The following is a 19661-nucleotide window of genomic DNA, read 5'->3' on the forward strand; positions in this document are numbered from 1 at the left end:
TGCTATAGACCACATTTAAGTTTAAATATGAACACCCCGAATCAGACGTATGAGCAAACTAAAACCGAGCTAATTGCTTAACTCGGTTTGAAGTGGAATACTGTCAATCTATTTCAGGACAAGACATGTATAGCGCTCTAAAGTTCAGCGACTTCGAGTTGAGTAAAATGTTTAAAATGAGCGGCATAGTGCAAGGCACTCATTTTTAGACGTACTTCGGCTTGCTCATCTAAAGTCTTGACGACTTTACCCGGTGAACCCATCACAACAGAATTATCCGGAATCACCTTCCCTTCTGGAATTAAAGCATTCGCACCAATGATGCAATTTTTACCAATCACGGCATGATTTAGGACCACGGCATTGATTCCAATCAGACTATTATCACCTACGGTACATCCGTGTAGCATGGCTTGATGCCCAATCGTGACATAATCACCAATGATCATTTCAATACCGGCATCGGTATGCAGCACCGCATTTTCTTGTACATTGGTAAAATCACCCAGTTTGATACGACTGTTGTCCCCTCGAATGACGGCTCCGAACCAGACACTCACTTCTCGGCCTAATTCAACTTGGCCAATGACCGTTGCATTTTCTGCAACCCAACCATCCCAAGGTTGATGCGTAGCTTTCGGGCTATATCCTTGAAACTTGTACAACATGATCAAACATCCTATTTTGACTTTCTAAAAAAGGTTTAAGGCTCACGGCCCAAATGAAATGAAGGAGAATTTAATAAAAAAGGCCATTCTTTTTGATAATTCAAACCATATTGAAATAAGGAAATCAACATCCGTGCAGTCAAGCCCCATACGATTTCGTTTTCGACTCTTAAACTGGGAAAATAAAGCGATTGCTGGGCAAAACGAACTTCATACGGCGTTGGTGGCGTTTCTAAAAGCTGTCTTAATGATGCAAAAAAAATACGGTCAATTTCAGTGGGTTGAGGTATCAAATTTACGTCAGGCGGGATCAACCCCACGATCGGTTTAACCAACATCCCATTCCGTGCTTTTTGCATCGGTAAATCACCCAAAAGCTGCACATCAAATGGATTTAGAGCGGTTTCTTCTTGGGCTTCTCTTAACGCCACCACGATATTACTGGTGTCTTGGGCATCACGTTTGCCACCGGGAAAGGACACTTCACCGGCATGATTATTCATATAGAGTGAGCGGCGGGTCAATAAAATACGTGGACTATCTTCTTGGGTAATCGCAATCAATACAGCAGCATGCGCAGGTTGAATACGCTTAGAAAAACGTAAACGTTGCTGCAATCGCTGAGTCAATAAACCCTCATCCATCCACATTACATCCTTATAATTATCTTGTTTTCATCATAGCTGAATTTCGGCCAAGCTGGTTAGAAATGATGCCAAAGTTTTATTTTTAAGTTATTCTGACGGTTCACACAATCCATGACGATGAATATGAACTTTTGCTCAAACTGCGGACAAAAAACAAAAGAAGCGATCCCGCTTGGAGATCATCAGATACGCCGTATTTGTACCGCATGTGGGTTTATTCATTATGTGAATCCTAAAGTCATTTGTGGTGCTTTAGCCGTTTGGGACAATCAAGTTTTACTTTGCCGTCGTGCGATTGAGCCACGCTATGGGCTGTGGACATTACCCGCTGGCTATATGGAACTCTATGAGACGATGGAGCAGGGTGCAGCGCGTGAGACTCGCGAAGAGGCTGAAGCAGAAGTCAACATTGAGCAACTATATTGCATGTATAACATTCCCCGTATTGGGCAAATTTATGCCTTGTTCAAATCTGAACTAATCAATGGTGAATTTGGTGCGGGTGATGAAACCATTGAATCACGATTGTTTAGTGAAGAAGAAATTCCTTGGGATGATTTAGCCTTTCCAAGTGTGGAAAGAACGCTGCGGCATTATTTTGCTGACCGCAAAACAGGTCAGTTTGAAATGCATCTCGAAACCCTTGGTACGCGACTCGATCACACTGGTTAATTTGCTGCTCTCAATATTAAAAAAGCCCATCACTGATGGGCTTTTTTATTTTACTCATATTTGACGATTATTTTGCCTTGATGGTGTAACAAGGGGCCAACTCTAAAGAGATATCACCACCGCTTAACTTCGCCGTTTGAGCCGCAGCAGTATCATTTGGATTCTTTAAGCTATAAATATAACTAAAGCTGGCCAAACTATTCCCCCACTTCACCACTTTATTATCCGAATCTGTCAAAGCAACGCCAGAGGGACGTGTGCCTGCATTGGCATTGATCATATTGTGTAACTGCACTAAAGCACCGCCTACAACCATTGATGTATCCGCTGAAGTTTTCACACTTGAGTTCATTCCAATCAGCGCGCCATCAAGCGTATGGAAATATGGGTCAGCTAAAATCATACGAATCGAAATGGTATTGGGATTGATATTTCCTTCAGACGTAAAGGTACGGGTTGTCGTTCCGATACGATATTGCTGTACACCTTTGTCATCTTTCATTAACAGTGGGTCAAGCACATCTTTTCCGCTACAGCCTTCCGTCGCGTGTGTAGACAAGTCGACAATTTGGCTATCTTGACGAGTAAATACATCGTCTGGCACGCCAGATTTTATATTTGTGCGAATATCACCATTACGGTCAATCACCACACCCAATTTCACTGTTTTAATCGAAGTATCGGTAAATTTAAAGGTTAAATCTGCATACAAGGGGAAGATATAATTTTGTCCAGCAGCAACATTTTCAACAGACTTAAAGACTTTTTTGTCTAAATACGACAGCGGATAGAGCTTGTATAAATCCATCGTGCCTTTAAATTGCACTTGGTTAATGTTTTGCTCCCACAGGCCTAATTTTTTCTTATCATCGGCCGTCAGAACATAATCATCTTTTTTAGCCATTAACGTTTTATATAAACTCCCACCTGTACCAACCACCATTTTGTCAGCAAGTAGCGTCCCTTGTTTAATAATCAGCGGGCCAGAGTTGGCTTCTTCTGCATCAAAACGGAAACCCAGAATGCCAGGTTTATCAATTTGCTTGGTAAGCGGATCAATCCAATTGTCCTGTGGCGTTGCTGTTAAACGTGTTGGTCGAACCTGCGTCAAGAGCAAGACATTTACACCACCAATGGTACTTAACTGTTGATCAACTTTGCCCTTCCACTGTAAACCACTACCAAAAGTCATGCCTTGGCGGTCAGTCATTAACATGAAATGACCAAATAAATTGACTTTTGAACTATCGGTCGGCGAACATTCATTTTTGTCACAGCCGACCAGTCCATTTGAACCACTGGCATTGGTAATCACGTCATCAGTTGAAAACAACGCAAACTCTGGCTGGTAAACCGCAGCCGTTGAGATATTCATGAGTTTTGAAACTAAGGTAAATGCATTTTCATTACTGACTTCGGACAAGTCTAGCCAAGGTGTAAACAAGTCATTAAATTCCGTATCTGAACTGATACTGAAATCTGCTGTCGCGACATTTCGAGTGATTTGATCAATCAATACTTTATCTGCATTGTTGATATAAACCGCTTGGATATCTGTAGCTGTAACTGCGCTGTTATTTTTCAAAGCCAAGGCTTGAATAATTTTAGCTAAACGCATGGCCACTTTAACCGTTGCGTCGGTATTTGAAATTGTTGCAGCAGGTTTACCCGCGATGCCAGCTGCCAAATCCAATAAGGTCAAGCGTGGAGGTGTCGTACCACTGGCTACATTGGAAATTTGCTTCAAATCTACTTTACCCAAATCAATTCGACGTGATTTTTCACCTTGGACAAAGAAAGTTACGGTATCGCCAATCTTACAAGCACCTGTCGAAACACCTTCTTTTAGATCAAACAAGGTAATGTAGGTATTTTTAACGTCGCTCGAACAATTAAAATTCAGACCTTCAATTGGATAATCTAAAACGAACTCAACACAGCCTTCGGTATTACTTTTACAAGTACCATTGGTTGTACTGGTATCATAAATTTCAGGATTCACATTTGCACTTTCACCGCCACAGCCACTGAGCGCTGCAACCAATGCCGTTAAAGCAAACGGTAATAAAATTTTATTTTTCATCCTAATTCTCTTTCTTATGTCCTTAACGGATTGCTGTTAATTTAAGTTGGCCTTGATTGGTTAATACGCGGCCATCGACGTCTATTGCTGTTGCTAAAGGCGTTAAGAATAAATACTGGCTACCTTTAGGCACTTGAATCACGCCTTCTATTTTTTCATGGTAAAGATGATCCGCTTCACCTTGGTTATTTTTGAATCCACCTGCGCCTTCCATGACACATCCATTTTTGTCTAAAAATACCGCAAATGGCCAATAAAATGTAGGATTTTGTACTTTGGATGCAAATGAATGTATACGAATATTTTGTAATGGTGATTTTAGTTTTACAACTTCGTAGTCAAATTCGTCCGACAATGGTGCTCGAGGCCATAAATTAATATCTTGAGCCAAGTCGAGCTCTTTGGCTTTCTTCATTTTTTTATTCGAAAAACATTGCTGACCTAAACCTTGAATGGTGTCAGCTTGTGAGACTCGATAATACGATGTGGCCAAAGTGATCGGCCCTGTATCTTCGGGTTGATTGCGTTTAAATAAATTATCAATGACGGAGCGACTGACACCTTTTTCACGTTCAATCGTTTGCATCCGCGTTTGCCCCATCTTGCTGTCAATAACGCCTTCGGGCATGGTGTAAAAGCGCTTTTTGCCTTCTAAGTTAAACTCTTTATCTTCAAGATATTCATTATTGACATACTTTTCACCAGCCATCGTCGAAAAGCCTTGCTCTTGTTTTGCCTTAGCCGATTGTTTTGAAGGATGATTTTCTAAGTTTTCACCTGAAGATCGTACGGATTGATCAGTACTGACTACTTTCTCAGCAAGGATGTTTTTCTCGACGACAGGTTTATCTTTTTCAGCTAGAACTTTGGACTGATACGCTTCACGAGGTTGGGTTAGCTCTGATTGCTGTAACTTCTCTGTCCATGCGGTTGAAGGTACCACTTTTGCTGTCGTATCTGCCGCTTGTGCTGACTTTTCAGATTTGCGAACTTTATCCCCTGAGACGTCTTTAATTTTATCTACTGTGACAGCTTTAATTTCATCCCGTTTTTCCGACTCACGTGTACTTAAACTCTGAAACTTCACCGGTTCAGCAGCCTGTGCTGTTGGACTCGTTTGACGCGTCATCGGTGTCTTGGTTTGAGACGGACTAATGCTTACAGATGGTTGAGTAACGTGTTGCTGTACAGATGGTGAATCAATCATTTTAGCTGTAGAACTTTCTTTGGGTTTCTTTACAGCTTTTTCTTGTATTTGTACCACCATTGGGCGCCCATCCGGCCCAATAATGGTATGAAACGCCCCGGCATAGGCATACGACACTTGCACCACAGACAGTACAAGTAACGCGTTTATGAATAAAATCCTTTTCATTCTGTTTGCTTATCCTACCAACGAGTTCTGTAATTTAATCCTAGGATGGTGATTTTCGTATCGGTTTTTACATTCATTCCAGCATATGGGTTTAAAAGTATGTTATTCACACCGGTTAAGTTTGCCAGACTACTACCATTCGCTGGAATATTATCTTTACTGCGTAAAAAGCCGATTGATAAATCTAGATCCGTATCTGCATCAAAACGATATCCAATCCCCATACCAAAGAGTTGCGCACCATTAATTGGTACCATGGTATTTCGCTTACCGTCAGGAATAGAGGTACTCCGTGGTTCATAGCCTGCACGCAATTTCAAACGATCTGTTGCTGAATATTCAATACCGATGCCCCAGTTCCAAGGCGACGTAAATTTCAAAGGTAAGGCCAAAGAATTATCGGTCACATTTTCAGATAATAATTTTGCAATTTTCAGCGCTGAAATTTGACGGTCGAATTCAAAACGGAATTTGTCCCAAGCACGATAATCGGTCCAGCCCACATCAAAATTGATTTGTAAATCAGGCATAACCTTATATTTGATCCCCGCCTGTACATGCTGTGGATATTCAAAATCCATCGAAACCAAACCCGACTCCGAGTTTGGCACAGCATTTGGGAAACCTAAAATTGCAGCTAAAATTTGACCTGTTGGTGATGACATTAATCCCTTAATCATCTCCTGAGGTGCTTTCGCATTTTGTATGCGATAACGACCTTTCATGCGCATTTTCGCTGCACTTTGGTACACCATACCAAAACTAAAATCTTCGCGTGGCTCCCACAAAACCCCTAAGTTGTAACTTGGGCTCAGTGACTGCTCTAAAGCCAATTCCATCTGACCAAATTTGCCAAATGGATTCATCCCTTCTTCGGTATTACACATCCCCAATAGCAAGATGTCGGTAATAATGTCCGAATTTTCCTTAAATGGTGTACAGACGACTTCATCAATCATCCTTAACATGCCGATCAATTCATTGGGAAATCGCAGGTCAGATTTCAATCCAATGGCTTGATAGGACATCCCCACACCACCACCAATCGATAGCTCATCACTGACTTGATAGCCTACTGTTGGCGATAGATAAGTAATACGCTCTAGAGCAACTTGTTGCCCCATGAAATTACCTGGGTTACCATTTTCAGCACCAAAACCCGCAATCAAAGGTGCATAAACAGCTGATGCGAATGTTGCTTTAGAACCCGGTGGATTGTAGGCAATCCCCATCGTTGGCGCGGCAATGGGTTGTCCAGCACCAAAATCCACCATCTTTTTTAAGACAGGTACATATAAGGATGCATATTCAACATCACCAGAAACCTTATCTTTAAAGTCCGTACAAATATCAGCCGTCACTTCAGGACCATCATTACAGACTAATGGATCATCTGAATAACCAAAAACGTTATAACCCGCAGGAACGGTAAATTCACGTTGAATATCAAAGTTTGCAATGATGCCCTGCATATCTGTTTGCAAACCTTCAATCTTAGTTAATGCTGCAGGGTTAAAATGTACTGCACTAATTCCTGGAGGATCCGCAGTTACTGCATTACCTAATGCAAGTGACCGTACATCAACTGAAAGGTTGGTACCCAATTGTGCAAAAGCAGCACTAGAACAGCCCGTTAAAACGATCGCACTAACAAGTGGGCTGAGTCGAATTTTACGCATACGACAGCCCTCTTAACGAAGTTTTTTTCCAAAACCTAGAATATCCAACGGGAAAGACAACCCTAATGACACATCTGGTGCATCTTCAGTTAAACCTAACCCCACCGTACCATTCACAATGGTCTCTGGAGATACACGTACACCTAAAGAAATCGCTAGAGTTGAACTGGTTTGGTCTGCAGGTGAATAGGATTCGCCACTGCTATACGTAAATTCTGCGCCGGTATTGAAACTTTGTTGATATGACATGGTAAGGGAAACATCGTAGTTAAACGAGTATGCAAAACCGAATGCAAAACCGCCACTAATCCCCGGTTCAAACTCTTCAATGACTCGCGAACCACGACGTTGGTTTAAGTCAGTTTCTTTGAAACCATAGTTTGCCGAGACGGATGCAAACAACACAACGGGATCAATATATTTACGTGTGCTGGCACCGATACCTGCAGAATAGTAACCTTTACCTGTTGCTAGATCATTTACAGCATTAATTTCGTATGGACTATCACCAGTTTTCGTGGACAAATTACCAAATAAAATAAGAGGCAAACGACCTTGCTTCAGTGGGAATGGTTCCCAGCGTGCGCCTAAAGAAATATCCCCTAAACCTGCAGTTGAAGTATCTTTTAATAAATCAGTTTTCGCCACTAAAGGCAAAGATGCAGAGAATGTCAAATTATCCATTACACCGTATTGCACGGTAAATGTATTGGTCATTGAGTGTGTGGCATTCTCTTGTACACGGAGTTGATAAAGTTGGCCTTGTGCCATTTCCATATCAAGTTGAGTATCACGGTAATAGGTATAATCGATATCGTAAAAAGATGATATTTCACCTTTTTTAATCAATGAATACTGACGTTCATTCGAGCTAAATACTTCCTGTAAGTTAGCTTCTTGACTCGCATCACCCTCTTGCTGTTGAAGTGCTGTCGATGCCTTTTCAGTGGCAGTAGCACTTTCGACTTGTGGTGCCTCAGCTTGTACTGGCTCTTCAACAGATTCATACTGTCCAATTTCTGGCTCGGCAGCAGCTTCTTGTGCAGTATCAGCTTGGGTTACAGCAGCAGGAGATACAGACTCTTCTACGACTGTCTCTTGTTCAACCGGATCATACTCTCCTAGACTTGGCTCTTCAGCTGCATATGCAACCCCCATCACCACTTGAATACTCATGGCTAGTAGTGTTTTGTTCATCCATTTACGATTCATGTTCCTTCCCACCGTTTTTATTTTTTTAATCTTGACGCTTTGTTATACGCATTCATCTAATTATTTACTCTTATAGTAAAGCCTTAGAAAGTTGTAATTCGATTTACCATAAGACTCCGACTCTTCATTCATATTTTTATCAAGTCGTATCGTAGATGCTTTGTCCGCAATTTTTTCCATATAAAACTGCGGATATTGAATATCAACCAATGCATAACGGTTCACGGTTGCATCTTCAACATGTCGCAAGTCTGTATCTTGCAAAGCCAATAAATTTTTACGTTGCTCAGGTGCAACATTGATTAAGAATAAAGTATTGTTTTCCCATATTTCTTGAAAACGAACTTCATCGAAACTAATATTCCCAAGTGCTGGATCTGCGACATAAACACGCCCATCCTTATAGGCTTTAAAAACCACAAAATGTTTAAAGCCAGCATATGAAATGGGAACAATCGCAGGTTGACCTTGTTTAACTAAATCTGAAAACTCACCTTTGTAGCCCCCACTGTCTAGCCCGACAGCAGCGACAAAACGTTTCATATCTAATAATGAGAAACTACGACGTTCGATAATTTTTTCAGTTTCACCAAATTTCAGCAAACCATTCATGGTCTGTTGCTCAGTTAGCTGTGTCCCTACATAACCATTTAATAAAGTCGTTAAAGCTGCTGAACCACAGCTATAGTCATAGGCTTGCCGAACAATGCCTCGAAATTGATCCTCAATGGCAGGTTTAATTTTTACAGTTTCACGGTGCATCCGAGTAAAGGAATCATTTCGTGAATCCAATGTTTCGGTATAGTGAACTGTTCCGACTGGCTTTTCTTTTAATTCGAAGGACTCTTTGGCAAAGTAATACATCAATGCCGAGCCCACAGCTATCTCTAACATAAGTTCTAACTTTTAGTTATCGGCAATGATGTGCCTTTTTTCATTATTTTTTAGAGCTAAAGCTCTACATCCATGTATTATGCAAGATACCTTTTTTTTTATAAAAAAACAGCATTTTTTTATGCTTTATTGGGTCATTCCGCACATTTTTGTAAAAAAAAGCGCGTGATCAACACGCGCCTTATTTTTGCTCTAAATTAGTTACTAGAAATCGTAATCACAGAACCTGGATTATAAACACCTAAACTAGGGCTATAATATGTTTGCAAGCCTTGAACTTCGATATCACCAATTGAACCAGCAGTACGACTACCTAAATGAACACCTTTCACATAGTTATCAATTGGACCAGAGTTGCTCACCATTTTAATATATCCTTTTGATGTTCCTTCTGCACCATAAACACTAATATCTTGGTTAATGGTTAAGTCTGTTTTACCCGCATCAGCAACTTTTATGCTTTCAATAAAGATTTCACCAGCAGCACGTGTAGCGTTTTTAGTTGATGCATCCAGAATACCTAGATTTTGAATCTCTAAACCACCAATCATAGTTGTATTCAATTTGATCATTGCACCCTGTGGAGCTGCACCAAGTTGAATATTTGCAGCCATCTGACCTGTTTTCAAAGTTAAACCAGAAAGAATTGCATTGTAGTTGCTATCATCACCACCACGACGAATACCTGTTGTACCAGCCGTACCTGATGCAGTCACACCAATTTCACCAATTTTAATATCTAAGCCTGAAACTTGTGCTGCAATATTAACAAATGCTCCACCTTTTGCAGAATTACCAGCATCTGAGTCAATACGTAAATCAGCCAAATTATGACTTGCTAACAAAGCTTGTGAATTCGCAGTAATTACAAGACCATGCTTTTCATTAGCATCACCGGCTATCCCGTTCCCCTTAATTAAAAGAGCACCTGCTACACCTGTACCACCAACAATATTTGTTGAAGAAACTTCTGCATTTGCAGCAAAACCTGTTGGCGTAGGAGGAGTTGTAGTTGTATCAAAAGTAACTTTTGTACCTGTCACAACGTTTTTTGCATCAGTTGCTAAACCGTCATTATCGTGAATGTAAAGTTTCTCGATTGCAACTTTTGAAATACCAATCCCGATGTTAATACCATCTTGACCAGTGGTTGAACTAAGTGCAGCATCGTCCATTGCTTGCATAGCCATAGCATTCGCACTAAATGCGATTGAAGAAACTAGAGCTAATTTAGTGAAATTTTTCATACGGTACTCTCCCAAGAGTATTTATTTTTTTTTGATTTTCAACCACTCGATTTATTCAGCTGTAATATTATTTTGTGACAACTGTTAAACCTTTCCTTGAGTCGTTTGCTCGCTCGATTAAATTATATCCAAGCTAAAATTTGTTCAACTGTCGTTGGTCGCAATCTAATTCTTACCGATAAACGGTATTTGCAAACCAAATGAATTAGGAATGGTATAAAATCCATTTTATTCTTTAAAGTTAATTTTTCTGTTGATGCAAAAGCCGATTTTTTTTAAAAAATTTATTCTTAAACAAACTATTAGTGCTCAAAAAATTTTGCAAGCGCTTGCACCCTTGTCACATGTGATTTTTTTAGAAGATCAAAACCAACCTGTTATTTGCTTTTTGGCAAATCAATATCAGCAATTTAAGAATGATGAACTTAAAACTTATGTCCGTACTCATTTAGATCAATATGAGGAATGTGATACTCAGCCCTTGCAAGATATCGCTTTCCAAGATTTATGTTCAAAATTAGGCAGTGGGTTTTCTGGGGGCTGGGCTGGGTTTATTAGCTATGATTATGCGGCGCAACAACAGATTTACCTGCATGCCAAAGCGCAACCTCGCTTGTTTTTGGGACAATTTTCTAGTTTTTTAAAATTAGAGGATGATGGTTGGTATTTTTATAGTTCTGATCATTCTGCAGCTAAGATTTACGACTACATTGTTCAGTTCATTCAGACAGAGATCACTCAGAATCAATTTAAATTAACGCAAAAATGTACTGCAAGATGGTCCAAGTCAGACTACACAAAAGCCTTTGATCAAGTTCAGGAATATATTAAAGCGGGCGATTGCTATCAAATTAATTTAACCCAAGAATTCACAGCTCAAGCTAAAGGTTCACTCTTAGATACTGCTCAAGAATTTTGGTCACTGACTGATGCACCATATTCAGGCTACTTACGTATTGATGATTTTGAAATTTTAAGTTGTTCGCCTGAACTTTTTATAGATTTTAAGCCTGAACGCAAGATTATTACTAAACCAATCAAAGGCACGATGCCTCGCTATGAAGATCCAGTGTTAGATGAGCAGTCAAAACAACGGTTAAAATCATCTGAAAAAGACATGGCTGAGAATGTCATGATTGTCGATTTACTGCGTAATGATTTGAGTGTTTATGCAGAAACAGGTTCTGTAAAAACACCTAAACTTTTTGATATTGAAAGTTTTAATCAAGTGCATCACATGGTCAGTGAAGTTGAAGCCGTGCTGAAAACAAATGTAAATCCTTTTGAGGTTCTGATGTCGGCACTGCCGGGCGGTTCGATTACCGGCGCGCCTAAAATTCGTGCGATGCAAATCATTGAAGAACTTGAAGGCTCCCCGCGCGGCGCCTATTGCGGCTCGATGGGTTATTTTAATCACGATGGTACAGGCTCTTGGAATATTTTAATCCGCTCTATTCAAAAATACCAAGATCAGGTTTCGCTGTGGGCAGGCGGCGGAATCACCATCGCGTCAGATTGCGATGCTGAATATCAAGAATGCTTTGATAAAGTCGAAGCCATGCTGGATTTGTTAAATACCTGGCATAAACCTGAATAACAAAAAAGCGATTCTATTGAATCGCTTTTTTGATCTATCTATCCCAACTTCCTTTTAAAAAAGGAAGATTAGGCTAGATTTACATTTCGCGGAGATTGCAAAGATTAAGCCAAAATATCGTTTTTCAAAGTATCTACAAGGCGCTGATTTTGTTCATCTGTACCAATGGTGATACGAAGGAATTGATTAATCCGCGGCTTATTAAAATAACGCACGATAATTCCGCGTTCGCGCAAATCAGCAGCCAACTCACTTGCATTTTTATTAGGCAATGATGCAAAAATAAAGTTTGCCGCAGACGGCAATACCTTAAAGCCCAGCTCAGACAGCTGCTCTACAAGCTTTTCACGGCTCGCAATCACCTTGGCATTTTGCACTTCAAAATACGCTTGATCCTCAAATGACGCCACGGCTGCTGCAATCGCAAAACGATCCATCGGATAAGAGTTAAAGCTGTTTTTTACCGCTTCAAGCGCTGCGATTAAATGCGGCTGCGCAATCGCGAAACCAACGCGCAAACCGGCAAGTGAACGCGACTTAGACGTCGTTTGACAAACCACAAGGTTTTCATATTTCGCAACCAAAGCCACAGCAGATTCCGCACCGAAATCGACATACGCCTCATCAATCACAACCACTGAATTCGGATTGGCTTGCAACACTTCCTCAATTGCAGACAAACCTAAAGCAATACTCGTAGGCGCATTCGGATTGGTAATAATGATACCACCATTAGGTTGTTTATAGTCATCCACCACAATTTCAAAGTCATCGTTCAGGGGCAAAATTTTAGTATTGGCAGCTATACCAAAAAATTGGCTATATACCGGATAAAAACTGTAGGTAATGTCAGGATACAGAACCGGCAGTTCTTGCACAAAAAAGGCTTTAAAAATGTGCGCCAGCACTTCGTCCGAGCCATTGCCGACAAAGACCTGCTCAACAGGTACTTGCTGCTGTTTTGCAATCGCTTGCTTTAACTCAGACGCATCTGGATCTGGATATAAACGTAAAACATCAGCAGAATTTGCCAACACTTTTTGTACTGCTTCCACCACTTTTGGCGATGGCGGATACGGATTTTCATTGGTATTGAGTTTTAAAATATTTTGGATTTTAGGCTGCTCACCCGGTGTGTACGGTTCTAATTCACGTACATCAGGGCTCCAAAAACGCATTTGTTCAGAGGTAATATTTGGCATTTTATTTTGCTCTTTTTCACCCTCTCCTAACCTCTCTTGCACTTCGCTTTAAAGGAATCCTTAAAGCTCGTTCAGGGAGAGGAATATTCATTTTATGAGATTTCCCCTCTCCTTTCAGGAGAGGGTTAGGGAGAGGTTTATAGTTTTGGAAAACTAAGTTTTTCACCTAGTCTATATTTAATTACTGATAACGATAGCGTGCTGAACGCGCATGCGCATCTAAGTTTTCCTGCTGCGCTAATGTATCAGCCGTTTTCGCTAAAGTTTTCACGCCATCTTCAGAACACATGATTAAACTTGAGCGCTTTTGGAAATCATAAACACCGAGCGGTGATGAGAAACGCGCTGTGCCAGAAGTAGGCAACACGTGGTTTGGACCTGCACAATAATCACCAATCGCTTCTGGTGTATAACGCCCCATAAAGATTGCGCCGGCATGGCGGATATCTTCAGCCATTTCCTGTGCTTGATCCAAGCACAGCATCAAATGTTCAGGCGCAACTTGGTTAATCAATTCGGCGCCTTCAGCACGGTCTTTGACTAAAACCAATGCGCCGCGGTTTTCGATTGAAGTACGCGCAATATCCGCTTTTGGTAACGCTTCTAAATGCTTTTCAATCCATTGCTCAACTTGATCTAAAAGTTCTGCATCTGGCGTAATAAATACCGCTTGAGCCACAGTGTCATGTTCCGCTTGTGACAATAAATCCATTGCCAGCCATTCAGCATTGTTTTGACCTTCGGCATAGACCAAAATTTCGGATGGCCCTGCAATCATATCAATACCGACTTGACCAAATACTGCACGTTTTGCTGCAGCAACAAAACGGTTGCCCGGGCCAGTAATTTTGTCCACAGATGGAATAGTTTCTGTACCATAAGCCAATGCTGCAACCGCTTGCGCGCCGCCAATGGTAAATACACGGTGTACGCCGGCTAAGTAAGCTGCTGCCAAAACCAATGGATTCAAATCACCATTCGGCGCAGGCACCACCATAATAATTTCAGGCACGCCAGCAACATGCGCAGGTACAGCATTCATCAATACAGAAGACGGATAAGAAGCTAAACCGCCTGGTACATAGATACCTACACGGTCCAGCGGTGTGACCTTTTGACCAAGGGTATTTCCTAAAGCATCAACATAGGTCCAGCCGTCTTGCTTTTGTGCTTGGTGAAATTCACGAACACGGTTCGCAGCAAGTTCTAAGGCTTCACGCACTTCTGAACTTAAACCATCAAATGCTGCTTTCAGCTGTTCTTGTGTCAGCTCTAATTCTGAGAATTGATGCGCTGGATGTCGATCGAACTGCTGTGTCAATTTAAGAACATGAGCATCACCATACTGACGAACATCAGCAATGATTTGGTCAACGGTTTTTAAAAGTTCTGGATCATTCACAGTTTCAAAAGCCAACAAGTCAGCAAAAGCTTGCTTGAAGTTTTGATCTTGAGTCGATAAACGTCGCATCAATTTACCCACAAGGTAATCTATTGGAAAAGATTAGTTTACCTGTTTTAGCGCAGCTTGTGGACATCTATCGCATGTGTTCATGTGGAGTTTTATTGAAAATAACTTTCGTTAAAATTGGTGAAAATACAGTTTTTATCATTATTTTTTAGTTTTCATAAAAAAACCGCCCAAATTTGAGCGGTTTGATCAGCATAGTTAGCAACTTAACAAATTATGCTTTCTTTGCTTGCTCGCGTTCTTCCACGGCTTTTTCTAGCTGTGCAAGAATCGGATTCAACAAAGTTTGTTTACGTTTAAAGCTTGCTTTGTTCACGATTAAACGTGAAGACACTTTACAGATTTCTTCCAAAGGCTCTAAACCATTGGCACGTAAAGTGTTCCCTGTATCCACAACATCGACGATGTAATCACCTAAACCAACCAAAGGTGCAAGTTCCATAGAACCATACAGTTTGATCACATCAACTTGTTCGCCCAAGCTTGCATAATATTGACGGGTCAAATTGACATACTTGGTTGCAATCTTTAAACGACCGTTTGGACGAACCATGCCGACTTTACCAGCCGTCATTAACTTACAGTTGGCAATTTTTAAGTCCAATGGTTCATACACATTTTGTGCACCATGTTCCATCAGCACATCTTTACCTGCCACCCCAATATCTGCAGCACCATTTTCAACATAAGTTGGTACATCAGAAGCACGTAAAATTAAAATACGTACGTGCTTATGGGTCGTTGGAAAAATTAACTTACGAGATTTATCCGGATCTTCCAATAAGTTAATGCCAGCTGTCTCCAACAATGGCAAAGTTTCTTTTAAGATACGTCCCTTACTTAATGCTAAAGTTAAACCATGATCAAAATTGCCCATTACGTCAAAATTGGGATCATCGTTTCTCATATCGCTCATTAACTTACTCGCTTAATTTGGGCACCTAAACCTTGTAACTTCGCTTCAACATCTTCATAACCACGGTCAATATGATAGATACGGTCAATCAACGTTTCCCCATCAGCGGCAAGTGCTGCTAAAACCAATGAGAAAGAAGCTCGTAAATCAGTTGCCATCACCGGTGCAGCAGATAATTTCTCTACACCTGTAACAACAGCATCATTACCTTCAACCTGAATATTGGCACCCATACGTGCTAATTCAGGTACATGCATGAAACGGTTTTCAAAAATCGTTTCAGAAATTGTAGCAAAACCACGACCAATTGCATTCACCGCCATAAGCTGTGCTTGCATATCGGTTGGAAATTCTGGATGTGGTAAAGTCTGGAAACTTACTGCTTTCGGGCGTTTACCCATCATATCCAGTTCAATCCAATCTTCACCGCGCGTAACTTCCGCGCCCATTTCTTCAAATTTATCTAGCACAGACTCCAACAAGTTTGGATCAGTATGTGTGGTTTTGATTTTACCGCCAGTGATCGCTGCTGCAGCGAGATAAGAACCTGTCTCGATACGATCTGCAACAACGGCATATTCACAGCCATGTAGGCTTTCAACACCTGTAACAACCAAAGTATCTGTGTCCAAACCTTCGATTTTTGCACCCATCTTGATCAACATATTAGCAAGATCGGTAATTTCAGGTTCACGAGCCGCGTTACGAATGGTCGTTACACCGTCTGCAAGAACCGCAGCAGTTAGAATATTTTCAGTACCACCAACTGTGACCATATCAAAGACAACTTCGCCACCTTTTAGACGACCATCCACTTTGGCATGTACATAACCTGCTTCAACTTCGATCTCAGCACCAAGTGCTTCTAAAGCTTTTAAATGTTGATCTACAGGGCGTGAACCAATTGCACATCCACCCGGCAAAGACACTTTTGCACTACCATAGCGCGCCAATAACGGGCCAAGCACCAAAATAGATGCACGCATGGTTTTCACGAGTTCATATGGTGCAAATTGATTATCTAAGCTAGAAGTATCAGCCTTAACCGTATCACCTTCATAACTGATTTGAACACCTAAACCTGCGATCAATTTCACTAAGGTGTTCACATCTTTTAGATTTGGCACATTAGTTAATGTAATAGGTGTATCCGCAAGGATAGTTGCAGCGAGTAATGGCAATGCAGCATTTTTCGCACCAGAAATACGAACTTCACCTTCGAGCTTAGTACCGCCCTGAATCAGAAATTTATCCATTAATTATTAAGCTCCGAATAAGCTTGCTTTGCGCCATTCTTCTTTGGTCATTGCACGAATTGTTACTGCATGTACTTCACCGCTGGCAATGTAGGAGTTCAAAGGTGCATAAACAGATTGTTGACGAGCAACAGGACGTTTGCCTTCAAATTGATCATCGACAATGCGTAGATCAAATTTGCCGCCTTGCCCACTAACTGCAACCTCAGCTTCTGGAAAAGCAGCTTTTAAAATTTCAGTGAGCTGTTCACTATTCATCACAAGACCCCATATAGGACTAACGGTGTAAAACCCGTCATTTTACTATAAATCTAAAAAATAATTCATTAGTCACATACATTATATATAAAAAAAGAGGTTATAAAAAACCTCTTTTTGTACAATTTACAATCTAAACCGTTAAAGGCATATAAATGAGCTGCATTTTTCGATGTTTATGTAATTGTTTTTTTAATTTTTCAGACAATTTTTTGATCGAGGTATACATATCATCAGCGCACGCTTGTGCAAAAAGTTCTGTCCCAGGTAATCGTATAATCGCTTCCGCAATATGATTATCACTACCTTTTTTTGAACGTTTATCAACCTGATGATCTTTAGTCAGTTTGACTTGCATACTATTGACCTGATCTAAATGTTTGGTCATTTCCGCAAATTTAAGACGAATATTTTCTTCTATTGCTGGCGTAATTGTTAAATGATGGCCACGAATTGTAATCTGCATAATTCTATCCCTCACCTTCTTTCAGGACTGGAAAAGTTCAAGCCGAATCATCCAACTCAATATGCGAAGCATACATTTACACAATCAGATCATTTCGGCCATTCCTTATAAAAAAAGAGATTCATTATTTCGTCATAATGAACCTCTAGAATAGTCAGATTTTCAAATTTAGATCAACACTTTTCGCTCTGAAGATGATGGAATATGTAACGATTCACGATACTTCGCAACTGTACGACGAGCAACATCAATACCTTCTGCATTAAGCAAAACTGCAATTGCATTATCAGACAAAGGCTTACGTGTATTTTCTTCTGCAATCAACTTTTTAATTTTTGCACGAATTGCCGTCGAAGACGCTTCCCCACCAGACGATGTTCCAACATGACTTGAGAAGAAATATTTCAACTCAAATAATCCACGTGGTGTGAGCATATATTTATTTGTGGTTACACGGGAAACTGTGGATTCATGGAGTTCAACTTCTTCCGCAATATCTCGCAGGACCAAAGGCTTCATTGCCTCAGGCCCTTGTTCAAAGAACGCTCGTTGATGCTCCACAATACAGGTTGCCACTTTTAATAAAGTTTTATGTCGTTCATCAATGCTTTTAATGAAATTCTTAGCTTCAAGCATTTGATTACGTAAATATTGATTATCGTCACTTTGATCTGCACGCTTGATCATATTGGCATAGAAAGAATTCACTCGTAGCTTTGGCATTACATCAGGATTTAACTGTACCAACCAATGTTCATTCTTTTTTAGCACCACTACATCTGGAATTTGATAGTCTGAATCTTTATCTTCAAACTCTTGCCCTGGATGTGCTTTTAATGTTTTTAACAAAGAAATGGCTAGTTTAAGCTGTTCCGTATTTAAACCGGTTTGCTTAATCAACTTGGGTAATTCATTACTAATCAGCAATTCATAATTTTTCAATAATAAAATAGCTTCATATCGATATTCGATATGCTCAGGAAGATTTTCAACTTGTACCATTAAACATTCAGCGAGATTACGTGAACCTACCCCTAAAGGATCTAGACGCTGAATATGCTTTAAAACCACCAAAACTTCGTCATCTTCGACTTCTTCTTCATAATCCATAGAATCTAAAAGATGCTGAACAGATTGGGTAATTTCATTTAAGTCACAATCTAAAAAACCTTTGTTATCTAAAGCATCGATAATACAGTGTGCAATTAGTTTATCGATCACAGAAAAGTGTAAAAGATTAACTTGCTCAAGCATATGTGCTTGTAAACTTTGATGCCCCTGCCGATTATCTTCGCGCTCTTCAAATTCAGCAGCACCTAAACTTGTAGGTTGATGCGTATAAACATCATCCCACTCCGTATCTACCGGTAACTCATCAGGCAAATGATCGGCATTTAATTCATTGGTTAAGTCTTTATTTTCCCTTTCTTGTTCTTGTAAGCTATTTAAACTTTCAACGGTATTTTGTTCTTCAACTTTCTCTAATAGAGGATTACTGTCGAGTTGGATTTGAATTTCTTGTTCCAATTCCAAACTTGAAAGCTGTAATAAACGAATGGCTTGTTGTAATTGAGGTGTTAATGATAAGGAATTGGCAACCTTTAACCCCATCGCTAATTTCATTAATAACTCCCCCTATAATTAACCGCACTTTATAAGCAATTTTTATGCCGTTTTATTTTTTATAGCATAATTTCGAAGAGAACGCCCGATTTTTTGTCTTTTTTAGACACATTATTCAGCTAATTTATTCTTTTATTAGGAACAATTCGCCTTATAAATTAACTATATAATTAGATTTCTTATTCATTTTACTCCGGCTGTCACTGTATTTTTTGTTTTCCATTGTTCTTGTTATTTTTCCCGACATAAAAAAACACCCCCTGAGATATCAGGGGGTGTTTCGAATAATGAGCTGGCGATGACTTACTCTCACATGGGTAACCCCACACTACCATCAGCGCTAAGAGGTTTCACTTCTGAGTTCGGGAAGGGATCAGGTGGTTCACTCTTGCTAT

17 protein-coding genes and 1 rRNA gene are annotated in these 19661 nt (G+C 40.2%); 2 read left to right on the forward strand and 16 right to left on the reverse strand.

From position 1 onward, the window contains the following. Positions 1-137: 137 nt before the first annotated feature. A complete protein-coding gene (locus FTU37_RS14580; protein WP_180064978.1) occupies positions 138-668 on the reverse strand; it encodes a gamma carbonic anhydrase family protein in 531 nt (176 codons plus the stop codon). A gap of 35 nt (positions 669-703) precedes the next feature. After that, on the reverse strand, positions 704-1312 hold the full coding sequence (locus FTU37_RS14585; protein ID WP_180124569.1) for a CoA pyrophosphatase: 609 nt from the start codon (positions 1310-1312) through the stop codon (positions 704-706). A 126-nt stretch (positions 1313-1438) separates the two neighbouring features. Here FTU37_RS14585 and FTU37_RS14590 point away from each other — a divergent pair, with 126 nt between their 5' ends. Further along, on the forward strand, positions 1439-1987 hold the full coding sequence (locus FTU37_RS14590) for an NUDIX hydrolase (RefSeq protein ID WP_180009934.1): 549 nt from the start codon (positions 1439-1441) through the stop codon (positions 1985-1987). Between the two features lie 67 nt (positions 1988-2054). On the opposite strand, the gene FTU37_RS14595 is transcribed toward FTU37_RS14590, so the two are convergent. The 6 genes from FTU37_RS14595 to FTU37_RS14620 all read right to left on the reverse strand — a co-directional run bounded on the left by FTU37_RS14595 (position 2055) and on the right by FTU37_RS14620 (position 10477). After that, on the reverse strand, positions 2055-4070 hold the full coding sequence (locus tag FTU37_RS14595; RefSeq protein WP_180124562.1) for a hypothetical protein: 2016 nt from the start codon (positions 4068-4070) through the stop codon (positions 2055-2057). 22 nt (positions 4071-4092) lie between these two features. Beyond that, complete coding sequence (filE, locus tag FTU37_RS14600) at positions 4093-5445, reverse strand: putative pilus assembly protein FilE (protein WP_180124563.1); 1353 nt, start codon at positions 5443-5445, stop codon at positions 4093-4095. A gap of 14 nt (positions 5446-5459) precedes the next feature. After that, a complete protein-coding gene (locus FTU37_RS14605) occupies positions 5460-7124 on the reverse strand; it encodes an OmpP1/FadL family transporter (RefSeq protein WP_168378502.1) in 1665 nt (554 codons plus the stop codon). A gap of 12 nt (positions 7125-7136) precedes the next feature. Next, a complete protein-coding gene (locus FTU37_RS14610) occupies positions 7137-8336 on the reverse strand; it encodes a hypothetical protein (protein WP_180124564.1) in 1200 nt (399 codons plus the stop codon). Positions 8337-8396: 60 nt separating this feature from the next. Next, positions 8397-9230, reverse strand: a complete 834-nt coding sequence (locus FTU37_RS14615; protein WP_180089160.1) for a C39 family peptidase — start codon at positions 9228-9230, stop codon at positions 8397-8399. Between the two features lie 197 nt (positions 9231-9427). After that, positions 9428-10477: a DUF6160 family protein gene (locus FTU37_RS14620; RefSeq protein WP_180124565.1), complete on the reverse strand. Its 1050-nt coding sequence runs from the start codon at positions 10475-10477 to the stop codon at positions 9428-9430. A 256-nt stretch (positions 10478-10733) separates the two neighbouring features. On the opposite strand from FTU37_RS14620, the gene pabB reads away from it, so the two are divergent. Further along, entirely contained in the window at positions 10734-12074 is a 1341-nt protein-coding gene (gene pabB, locus FTU37_RS14625; protein ID WP_180124566.1) for an aminodeoxychorismate synthase component I, read from the forward strand. Positions 12075-12178: 104 nt separating this feature from the next. On the opposite strand, the gene hisC is transcribed toward pabB, so the two are convergent. The 8 genes from hisC to rrf form a co-directional block, all read right to left on the reverse strand. After that, positions 12179-13276 carry a histidinol-phosphate transaminase gene (hisC, locus tag FTU37_RS14630; protein WP_180124567.1) on the reverse strand — a complete coding sequence of 366 codons (1098 nt, stop codon included), beginning with the start codon at positions 13274-13276 and terminating at the stop codon, positions 12179-12181. A 181-nt stretch (positions 13277-13457) separates the two neighbouring features. Continuing rightward, on the reverse strand, positions 13458-14759 hold the full coding sequence (gene hisD, locus FTU37_RS14635; RefSeq protein WP_180124568.1) for a histidinol dehydrogenase: 1302 nt from the start codon (positions 14757-14759) through the stop codon (positions 13458-13460). Between the two features lie 202 nt (positions 14760-14961). Next, on the reverse strand, positions 14962-15663 hold the full coding sequence (gene hisG, locus FTU37_RS14640) for an ATP phosphoribosyltransferase (protein WP_078191192.1): 702 nt from the start codon (positions 15661-15663) through the stop codon (positions 14962-14964). Next, positions 15663-16919, reverse strand: a complete 1257-nt coding sequence (gene murA, locus FTU37_RS14645) for a UDP-N-acetylglucosamine 1-carboxyvinyltransferase (protein WP_078191193.1) — start codon at positions 16917-16919, stop codon at positions 15663-15665. The genes hisG and murA overlap by 1 nt, the downstream gene beginning before the upstream one ends. 6 nt (positions 16920-16925) lie before the next feature. Next, positions 16926-17177 (reverse strand): BolA family iron metabolism protein IbaG, encoded by a 252-nt coding sequence (ibaG, locus tag FTU37_RS14650; RefSeq protein ID WP_078191194.1) that lies wholly within the window; start codon positions 17175-17177, stop codon positions 16926-16928. Between the two features lie 133 nt (positions 17178-17310). After that, positions 17311-17643: a ribosome hibernation-promoting factor, HPF/YfiA family gene (gene hpf / locus FTU37_RS14655; RefSeq protein ID WP_078191195.1), complete on the reverse strand. Its 333-nt coding sequence runs from the start codon at positions 17641-17643 to the stop codon at positions 17311-17313. 168 nt (positions 17644-17811) lie between these two features. Further along, entirely contained in the window at positions 17812-19266 is a 1455-nt protein-coding gene (locus FTU37_RS14660; RefSeq protein ID WP_180113850.1) for an RNA polymerase factor sigma-54, read from the reverse strand. A gap of 290 nt (positions 19267-19556) precedes the next feature. After that, positions 19557-19661: ribosomal RNA gene (gene rrf / locus FTU37_RS14665) — 5S ribosomal RNA — on the reverse strand; the annotation flags it as partial.

The organism is Acinetobacter sp. YH12097 (assembly GCF_013419225.1).
In the GTDB taxonomy this organism is placed as follows: Bacteria; Pseudomonadota; Gammaproteobacteria; order Pseudomonadales; family Moraxellaceae; genus Acinetobacter; species Acinetobacter amyesii.

Bases quoted from the DNA above. Each gene is read 5' to 3' on its own strand.
- FTU37_RS14580 (WP_180064978.1), bottom strand. From the start codon at position 668: ATGTTGTACAAGTTTCAAGGATATAGCCCGAAAGCTACGCATCAACCT.
- FTU37_RS14585 (WP_180124569.1), bottom strand. From the start codon at position 1,312: ATGGATGAGGGTTTATTGACTCAGCGATTGCAGCAACGTTTACGTTTT.
- FTU37_RS14590 (WP_180009934.1), top strand. From the start codon at position 1,439: ATGAACTTTTGCTCAAACTGCGGACAAAAAACAAAAGAAGCGATCCCG.
- FTU37_RS14595 (WP_180124562.1), bottom strand. From the start codon at position 4,070: ATGAAAAATAAAATTTTATTACCGTTTGCTTTAACGGCATTGGTTGCA.
- filE (WP_180124563.1), bottom strand. From the start codon at position 5,445: ATGAAAAGGATTTTATTCATAAACGCGTTACTTGTACTGTCTGTGGTG.
- FTU37_RS14605 (WP_168378502.1), bottom strand. From the start codon at position 7,124: ATGCGTAAAATTCGACTCAGCCCACTTGTTAGTGCGATCGTTTTAACG.
- FTU37_RS14610 (WP_180124564.1), bottom strand. From the start codon at position 8,336: ATGAATCGTAAATGGATGAACAAAACACTACTAGCCATGAGTATTCAA.
- FTU37_RS14615 (WP_180089160.1), bottom strand. From the start codon at position 9,230: ATGTTAGAGATAGCTGTGGGCTCGGCATTGATGTATTACTTTGCCAAA.
- FTU37_RS14620 (WP_180124565.1), bottom strand. From the start codon at position 10,477: ATGAAAAATTTCACTAAATTAGCTCTAGTTTCTTCAATCGCATTTAGT.
- pabB (WP_180124566.1), top strand. From the start codon at position 10,734: ATGCAAAAGCCGATTTTTTTTAAAAAATTTATTCTTAAACAAACTATT.
- hisC (WP_180124567.1), bottom strand. From the start codon at position 13,276: ATGCCAAATATTACCTCTGAACAAATGCGTTTTTGGAGCCCTGATGTA.
- hisG (WP_078191192.1), bottom strand. From the start codon at position 15,663: ATGAGCGATATGAGAAACGATGATCCCAATTTTGACGTAATGGGCAAT.
- murA (WP_078191193.1), bottom strand. From the start codon at position 16,919: ATGGATAAATTTCTGATTCAGGGCGGTACTAAGCTCGAAGGTGAAGTT.
- ibaG (WP_078191194.1), bottom strand. From the start codon at position 17,177: ATGAATAGTGAACAGCTCACTGAAATTTTAAAAGCTGCTTTTCCAGAA.
- hpf (WP_078191195.1), bottom strand. From the start codon at position 17,643: ATGCAGATTACAATTCGTGGCCATCATTTAACAATTACGCCAGCAATA.
- FTU37_RS14660 (WP_180113850.1), bottom strand. From the start codon at position 19,266: ATGAAATTAGCGATGGGGTTAAAGGTTGCCAATTCCTTATCATTAACA.